The organism is Brevundimonas sp. (assembly GCF_036676055.1).
Taxonomy (GTDB): Bacteria; Pseudomonadota; Alphaproteobacteria; order Caulobacterales; family Caulobacteraceae; genus Brevundimonas.
On sequence record NZ_JAKFDS010000067.1, the window covers coordinates 22267 to 30417 of the forward strand.

7 protein-coding genes and 1 pseudogene are annotated in these 8151 nt (G+C 67.9%); 4 read left to right on the forward strand and 4 right to left on the reverse strand.

All coding sequences use genetic code 11. The features are described 5' to 3' along the window. Positions 1-27 precede the first annotated feature (27 nt). Both yidD and thrS read left to right on the forward strand, forming a co-directional pair. On the forward strand, positions 28-276 hold the full coding sequence (gene yidD, locus V6M45_RS11990; protein ID WP_332656723.1) for a membrane protein insertion efficiency factor YidD: 249 nt from the start codon (positions 28-30) through the stop codon (positions 274-276). Next, on the forward strand, positions 273-2198 hold the full coding sequence (thrS, locus tag V6M45_RS11995; protein WP_332656724.1) for a threonine--tRNA ligase: 1926 nt from the start codon (positions 273-275) through the stop codon (positions 2196-2198). The genes yidD and thrS overlap by 4 nt, the downstream gene beginning before the upstream one ends. A gap of 75 nt (positions 2199-2273) precedes the next feature. Here thrS and phnE read toward each other — a convergent pair whose 3' ends face one another. From phnE to phnC, 4 genes and pseudogenes are all read right to left on the reverse strand, one after another. Continuing rightward, positions 2274-3059 (reverse strand): phosphonate ABC transporter, permease protein PhnE, encoded by a 786-nt coding sequence (gene phnE / locus V6M45_RS12000; RefSeq protein ID WP_332656737.1) that lies wholly within the window; start codon positions 3057-3059, stop codon positions 2274-2276. A gap of 207 nt (positions 3060-3266) precedes the next feature. Continuing rightward, positions 3267-4115, reverse strand: a pseudogene (locus V6M45_RS12005) (phosphate/phosphite/phosphonate ABC transporter substrate-binding protein); the annotation flags it as partial. Between the two features lie 133 nt (positions 4116-4248). Next, a complete protein-coding gene (phnD, locus tag V6M45_RS12010) occupies positions 4249-5250 on the reverse strand; it encodes a phosphate/phosphite/phosphonate ABC transporter substrate-binding protein (protein ID WP_332656725.1) in 1002 nt (333 codons plus the stop codon). Next, entirely contained in the window at positions 5247-6044 is a 798-nt protein-coding gene (gene phnC, locus V6M45_RS12015) for a phosphonate ABC transporter ATP-binding protein (protein ID WP_332656727.1), read from the reverse strand. Before phnC ends, phnD begins: the two co-directional genes overlap by 4 nt. 354 nt (positions 6045-6398) lie before the next feature. Between phnC and V6M45_RS12020 the strand changes: the two genes are divergently transcribed. Together V6M45_RS12020 and V6M45_RS12025 are read left to right on the forward strand one after the other, a co-directional pair. Further along, positions 6399-7664 (forward strand): type III PLP-dependent enzyme, encoded by a 1266-nt coding sequence (locus V6M45_RS12020; protein WP_332656729.1) that lies wholly within the window; start codon positions 6399-6401, stop codon positions 7662-7664. Positions 7665-7763: 99 nt separating this feature from the next. Then, on the forward strand, positions 7764-8151 hold a 388-nt coding region (locus V6M45_RS12025), incomplete at its 3' end, for a deoxyhypusine synthase family protein (RefSeq protein WP_332656731.1).

Consider the following 8151-nt stretch of genomic DNA (forward strand, 5'->3'; position numbering starts at 1 on the left):
GCCTTGGCGGGGGATAAGCGCGGCGACATGGCGCCTGGCGAAAATCTCTACGAACGCGGCGTGCGGCTGGCCCATCGGGGCTACAAGCTGACGCTGTCACCCCTGATCGGACAACAGTGCCGGTTCCTGCCGACCTGCTCCGACTATGGCCGGGACGCGCTGATCCAGCACGGACCGATCAAGGGGGGATGGCTCACCGTCCGGCGCCTCTGCAAATGTCACCCCTTCGGCCAATCGGGCTATGACCCGGTTCCGCCTGCAAAGACTGAACGATGATCGAACTGAAGTTCCCCGACGGCGCCAGCCGCGAATATCCCGACGGCTCTACGGGCCGTGACGTTGCGGCCTCCATATCGCCGTCGCTGGCCAAGCGCGCGGCGCTGGTCGAGATCAATGGCGAGCAGCGCGACCTCGACCGCCCGCTGGAAAGCGGCGGCGACTTCAAGCTGATCATGCGCGACGATCCGGCCGCGCTGGAGACCATCCGCCACGATGCGGCGCACATCCTGGCCCAGGCGGTGCAGGAGCTGTTTCCCGGCACCCAGGTGACCATCGGCCCGGCCATCGAGGACGGATTCTACTACGACTTCGCCCGCGACGAGCCCTTCTCGACCGACGATTTCGCCGCCATCGAGAAGCGGATGGCCGAGATCGTCGACCGCGACGAGAAGCTGGTGCGCCAGGTGTGGGATCGCGACGAGGCCATCAAGCTGTTCGAGGCCAAGGGCGAGACCTTCAAGGCCGAGCTGATCCGCGACCTGCCCGAGGGCGAGACGATCACGACCTATGCGACGGGCGACTGGGTCGACCTGTGCCGCGGGCCGCACTTCCCGTCGACGAAATTCGTCGGCAAGGCCTTCAAACTGACCAAGCTGGCCGGGGCCTACTGGCGCGGCGATCATCGCAATCCGCAGCTGCAGCGCATCTATGCGACCGCCTGGGCCTCGAAGGAGGACCTCGACGCCTATCTGCTGCGCGTCGAGGAGGCCGAGAAGCGCGACCATCGCAAGATCGGGCGCGCCATGGAGCTCTTCCACATGCAGGAAGAGGGCCGGGGCATGGTGTTCTGGCACCCGAAGGGGTGGATGCTGTGGCAGGTCATCGAGACCTATATGCGCCGCCGCCTGACGGCCGCCGGCTATGTCGAGGTCAAGACGCCGCAGGTTCTGGACCGGAAATTCTGGGAGGCCTCCGGCCACTGGGACAAGTACCGGCCGAACATGTTCGTCTGCGAAACGGTCGAGGGCGAGACGCTCAGCCTCAAGCCGATGAACTGCCCCGGACATGTGCAGATCTTCGACCAGGGCCAGCGCTCCTATCGCGAGCTGCCGCTGCGCATGGCCGAGTTCGGGGCCTGCCACCGCTATGAGCCGTCCGGCGCCCTGCACGGGCTGATGCGGGTCCGCGGCTTCACCCAGGACGACGCCCACATCTTCTGCCGCGAGGACCAGATCGTCGACGAGACGCGCCGGTTCATCGAGCTGACCAAGATGATCCACGCCGATCTCGGCATGGAGACGGCCTACATCAACCTGGCCACGCGGCCGGAAGTCCGCGCCGGCTCGGACGAGTTCTGGGACAAGGCCGAGGGCATGCTGGGCGAGGCCGCGCGGCTGGCCGGGGTCGATCCGGTCATCGCCGAGGGCGACGGCGCCTTCTATGCGCCCAAGCTGGATTTCGTGGTCAAGGACGCGATCGGGCGGGAGTGGACCTGCGGCACGCTGCAGCTGGACTACGTCCTGCCGGAACGGCTGAACGCGGAATACATCGGCGAGGACGGCCAGAAGCACCGGCCGGTGATGCTGCACCGGGCCATCCTGGGCAGCTTCGAGCGCTTCATCGGCATCATGATCGAGAACTACGCCGGGGCCTTCCCGCTGTGGCTGGCGCCGACGCAGGCGGTGGTGGCGACCATCGTCTCCGAGGCCGACGATTACGCCCGCGAGGTCGTGGCGAAGTTCAAGGCCGCCGGCCTGCGCACCGAGATCGACCTTCGCAACGAGAAGGTCGGCTACAAGGTGCGCGAACACTCGGTCGGCAAGGTCCCGGTCATCGCCGTCGTCGGCAAGAACGAGGCCGAACAGGGCACGGTGGCGATCCGCCGGCTGGGCTCGCAGGCGCAGGAGGTGGTCACCGTTGAGCAAGCTATCCAGATCTTGACCGCGGAGGCGACCCCGCCGGATCTGCGTCAGGCCTGAGGCCCCGGCTGCTGAAACAGAAAGCCCGCCCCTGCGTCGCAGGGGCGGGCTTTTCATTGGGCGATCCGTCCGCGGTCAGAGCAGCCGCTTGCGCATGGCCTGGGACAGCATGTCGATCAGGGTCACGGCCACGACGATGATGATCGCGATGGTCGAGACGGTGCGATAGTCGAAGGCCTGCAGGCTCTCGAACAGCACCTGGCCGATGCCGCCCGCGCCGATCAGGCCCAGCACGGTGGCCGCGCGGCTGTTCGACTCGAAGCGGTAGAGGGCGAAGCTGGTCCACAGCGGCGCGACCTGGGGAATGACGCCCCAGGTGATCTCGTGCAGCCGGCCCGCGCCCGTCGCCTTGACCCCCTCGATGGGGCCCTTGTCGATCGACTCGACCGCTTCGGAGAACAGTTTGGCGAGGACGCCGGCGGTGTTCAGGCCGATGGCCAGCACCCCGGCGAGCGGCCCGAGCCCCACAGCGACGATGAACAGGGTGCCGATCACGAGGTCCGGGATCGACCGCAGCAGGTCCATGACCCGGCGCACCGGCCAGACCAGCCAGCCGGGCGAGAGGTTGCGCGACGCCATCAGGCTGAGCGGCACCGCCAGGAAGACGGCCAGGAAGGTACCCCAGAGCGCGATCTGGACGGTCAGCCACATCTGGCCGACCAGAGGCCGCCAGTCGCTGAAGTCCGGGTTCAGGAAGTCGCGCCCGTAGTTCCGCATGTTCTCGGAGTTCGAGAACAGGTTGACGATGTTGGGCAGATCGACCCGGTTGAAGGCCGCCAGCAGGATGATGGCGAAGCCGCCCCACAGCAGAACGTCGAGCGACCAGGCGGCCAGCGACTTCTTCGGCGGTTCCGGCACCAGAGCCGGATCACCCGCCGCGGGGGTCCGGCGGGGGGCCAGGTTCAGCGCGATGGCCAGCAAGGCCAGAACGCCGATCAGGGCGAACGGCCACCAGCGCCCGATCAGGGTTCCGGCGGTGGCGGGCGGGGCGACCTCGGGCGGACGGCCCTCGCGCCGCGCCTGGTCGGCCTTCATCTCGCGGATCGGGTCGAGATAGCTGTTATCGGCGGCCCGGAACTGGGAATAGTTGAGCCCCTCCAGCACCCGGCGCTGACGCTCGGAGTCGGGACCGTAACCCTGGCCGTAGGTGACGAAGAACCGCTTGATGCGGGCCTTGAGATCCGGCGGCAGGTCCGAGCGGATCAGAATGCCGGACTCGGGGATCGGGGGCGATTGCCAGATCTCCTCGATCTGGTCGGCGATCTGGGGGTTCTGGCGGCGCAGGAAGACGGTGTTGACCGAGTTGGACGTCGCGACGTCGACCTGGCCGTTGGCCACCGAGAAGGCGTTGGCCTGGTGGTTGGCGGACCGGACCGTCGAGAAGCATTCCGTCGGATTGATGCCGCGCGGACTGAAGAAATAGGTCATCGGCGCGAGGGTGCCGGAGGTCGACTGGGCGTCGCCGATGCCGAAGGTGTAGCGCTTGCCGCACTGGGCCACGCTCTCGACGGTGATGCCCGAGCCCTTCTTCACAATCAGGGTCGAGACGTAGGAGTCCTTGCCCTCGAGATCGACCGTACGGGCGATGACCTCGGCGTTCGACCGGTCGATAGCCTGGACCGCGGGCAGGGCCGAGAACCAGCCGATCTGGGCCTGGTCGGCGCGCATGGCCTCGACCAGCACGCTGTAGTTCGAACCGAAGATCGGCTCGACCGGCAGACCCAGCTCCCGCTCGAGATCGTCGAGCAGGGGCTGCCAGATCGGGCCGGACGAGGCCTGGCCTTCGGCGGACAGGACGGTGAAGACGATCTTTTCCGGTCGTTCCGACTGGGCGGCCGCGACCCCGGCCGGGGCGAGGCCGCACAGGACGACGGCGAGCGCCAGGGCGCCGCTGAACAGGTTGCAGAGGCGGTTCATGAGCGGGCGTTCCGGAAGGCGTTCCCGACGTCGAGACCGTGGGTGGAGTTCATGGCTTGGGTATCCGGGCCGCCGGCGGCGCCCTCGAGGAGAGACTCGTACATGGTCGTGACAGGCATCGGACTCGTGATTCTCATGGCTGCACCTCGCGCCGGGCGCGCAACCGCTGAAGATCCCGTTCGGCGGCGGCCACGCCCGCGGCGTCGCCCCTGGCCCGGGCGGTGGTCAGGGCCTGGTCCGCTATCAACTCGCGCACGGGGTCGAGATAGTTGTCCTCGGCGGCGCTGAAGCGCGAATAGTTCAGGGCGGCGAGCACGCGGCGCTGGCGTTCGGCCTCGACCCCGCCGCCCTGACCATAGGTCAGGAAGAAGCTGCGGATCTTCTCCTTCAACGCCGGATCGAGATCGCCGCGCACCAGAATCCCGCCCTCGGGGATCGGCGGCGAACGCCAGATCTCCTCGATCTGATCGGCGATGGTCGGGTTGCGGCGACGCAGTTCGGCGGCGGTGACGCTGTTCGAGGTCGCCACGTCGAGCACGCCGGCCGCGACCTCGAAGGCGTTGGTCTCATGATTGGCGGACCGGACGGTGCGGAAGCATCGGGCCGGTTGGACGCCGCGCGGATTGAACAGGAAGGTCATCGGAACCAGGGCGCCCGAGGTCGACTGCGGGTCGCCGATGCCGAAGCTGTGGCGGCCGCCACAGGCCAGGACGTCCTCAAGGGTGAGGCCGGACCCCCGCTTGACGATCAGCGTCGAGCGGTAGCTGTCCGCGCCGTCCAGAGCGACCGTGCGGGCGATCATCTCGGCGTCGGCGGTTTCCATGGCGCTGATGGCCGGCTGGGCCGAGAACCAGGCGGCCTGGGTGCGGCCCTGTTTCATGTCCTCGATCAGCGTGGCGTAGTCGGAGGCGAAGTGAGGCTCCACCGGAACGCCGACGGCCTTCGACATGTCGTCCAGCAACGGCTGCCAGAGCGGACCGGCGGACGCCTCGCCCTGGGCCGAAAGGATTGAGAAAGTGATCTCGTCGGGGCCGGCCGGAGTCAGGGCGTCGTCCCGGCGGTCGCAACCGGCGAGGCCGAGGACGGCGGCGGCAAGACCGACGCCGAGAAGCCGGACCGAGCCTGAAAGGCTCACGCCGTGGTTTCCCAGAAGGCGTCCTCGAACTCGGGACCGTAGATGTCGATCAGCTGTTTGGTGTCGAGACCGGTCGAGGGGCCGTCATAGACTATCTTGCCGGCCTTGAGGGCGATGACGCGGTCGCAATAGCGGATGGCGTAGTCGACCTGGTGCAGGGTGACGATGACGCCGAGGCCGTCGCGCTTGTTCAGCTCGACCAGCAGTTCCATGACCTTGCGGGCCGAAACGGGGTCCAGGGAGGCGACCGGCTCGTCGGCCAGGATCGCCCGGGCGCCCTGGACGAGCGCGCGGGCGATGGCGCCGCGCTGCTGCTGGCCGCCGGACAGGGTGTTGGCCCGCTGGGCGGCGTAGTCCGAGACGCCGACGCGGTGCAGGGCCTCCATGGCCTTGCGCTTGTCCGCCGCGGGCCAGACGCCGAGGACGCCCTGCCAGCCGGGGATGCGGCCGAGCGCGCCGAGCATGACGTTGGAGAACAGCGACAACCGGCCGACCAGGTTGAACTGCTGGAAGATCATGCCGAGCTTCTGGCGGGCCGTGCGGACCTGGCCGGTGATGCGGCCGTTCTTCTGCACGGTCTGGCCGAAGACCTCGATCACGCCCTTGCCGGAGTCGATGGTCTGCAGCCCGGTGATGGAGCGCAGCAGGGTCGATTTGCCCGAACCCGAGGGACCGATCAGGGCGACCATCTCCCCGGCCCCGACCTCGACGGACACGCCGTCCAGCGCCTTGCGGGCGCCGAAAGTCTTGGACACGTCCCTAACGGACGCGACGGCGGCGGCGGATGCGGTCATGAACAGACTGTCGGCGGTTACAGGGGCGCGCCGCATGGCCCGAACGGGCCCTTCGGGCAAGTCTTAATGGCACGCCCGCGACGTTTTCGTCCAGCGTGACGGCGGCGCGGCCCGTCCAATCCTCCAGTCGGCGTCGCAGGCGGGTTGTCGGGCGGACCCTTGTCATGCGGTCGTCCTCCCCCGCCCGGGACCCGCCAGCCCGCCGGGGCGCAACCTTCGGCCCCACCACGAAAAAACCGCTTTACATGACAGGCCATGAACCCTACATGGCCGCTTCCGGCGGACCCCGTGGTCTAACCGTTAAGCGCTGCTAACGCCGGTCTGGGTTTAACAATCAACAGGGGGTTACGTGAATTGCGCACGTACCAGTTTCCCCTGGACCTGGTCCGTGAGCGGTCCCCTGAGCGTCCCGTCGCCCTCGTGCGGCCGCGTTCGGTTTCCGTAGCGGCGCGCTGGTTCCAGGACAATCTAAAGGCTGACGTCTTCTATGCGGTGAAGGCCAATCCCTCGCGCTGGGTCATCGAGACCCTGGTCGAGGCGGGCGTCACCGGCTTTGACGTCGCATCGCTCGCCGAGGTCGAACTGGTGCGTTCGGTCAGCGCCGACGCGCGCCTGGCCTTCATGCACCCGGTCAAGAGCCGCGGGGCCATCACCCGCGCCTATTTCGAGTTCGGCGTCCGCACCTTCTCGCTCGACAGCCATGACGAGCTGGCCAAGATTCTCGACGCCACCGGCGGCGCGGCCGACCTGAACCTGGTCGTGCGCATGGCGGTGTCGGCCGATGGCGCCGCCTATTCCCTGTCGGGCAAGTTCGGCGTCACGCCGGACCAGGCTCCCGCCCTGCTGCTGGCCACGCGCCAGGCGGTGAAGGACGGCCTGATGGGCGTGTCGTTCCACGTCGGCTCGCAGTGCATGCGTCCGTCCGCCTATGAGGCCGCCATGGCCCAGGTCGGCCGCGCCATCACCCGCGCCGGCGTCATCGTCGACATCGTCGATGTCGGCGGCGGCTTCCCCTCGGTCTATCCGGGCATGGTCCCGCCGGACATGAGCGAATACGCCGACGCCATCCACCGCGGCTTCGCCGAGATGCCGGTCACCCACACCACGGAACTGTGGTGCGAGCCCGGTCGGGCGCTGGTGGCCGAAAGCTCGTCGGTGCTGTGCCGGGTCGACCTGCGCAAGGGCGACGCCCTGTATCTGAACGACGGGTCCTACGGCTCGCTGTTCGACGCGACCCACTCGCGCTGGCCCTTCCCGACCAAGCTGGTCCGGGACGGCGCCGCCTCGGCCGACCTGAAGCCGTTCCGCTTCTACGGCCCGACCTGCGACAGCATCGACCACATGCCGGGCCCGTTCTGGCTGCCGGCCGATGTGCAGGAAGGCGACTTCATCGAGATCGGCATGCTCGGCGCCTATGGCGTGGCCATGTCGACGGGCTTCAACGGCTATGGCGAGCACGACCTCGCCGTGGTCGAGGACGCGCCGATGGCGTCGCTGTACGGCCTCGCCCCCCGCTCGATCCCGACGGTCCGCACCTCGGCCGAGGAGCAGGCCCGCAAGGTCGTTCGCCTGAGCCGTCCCAAGGGCAAGGCCGGCCAGCGGAAGCAGCGGCGGCGCTAAATCGTCGCTTTCGCGTTGTAATCAGCAGCGGCCCGTCGCTCCGTCCGGGCCGCTGTTTCTCTTGACGACGGGCGCTCAAACCAAAGGGAAACCCTTGCAATGAACGCTCCCGTTCAGTCGAACCAGAAGGCCCAGCTGCTCCAGAACACTGTCGAGCATGTGGACATCACGTCCTTCGACGCCCGCCCGATCATCGATTCCATGCGCAAGATGTCGTTCTCGAGCCGCGACACGGCCCGGGCCGCCGACATCTTCAACATGGCGCTGGAGGACAAGGACTGCTCGCCGTGGCTGATCCTGGCCGGTTCGACCAGCGCCGGCGGCTGCATGCACGTGTACCGTGACATGGTGAAGTTCGGCATGGTCGACGCCGTGGTCGCCACCGGCGCCTCGATCGTCGACATGGATTTCTTCGAGGCCCTGGGCTTCAAACACTACCAGGCCGCCGGCGAGGTGGACGACAACGTCCTGCGCGACAACTACATCG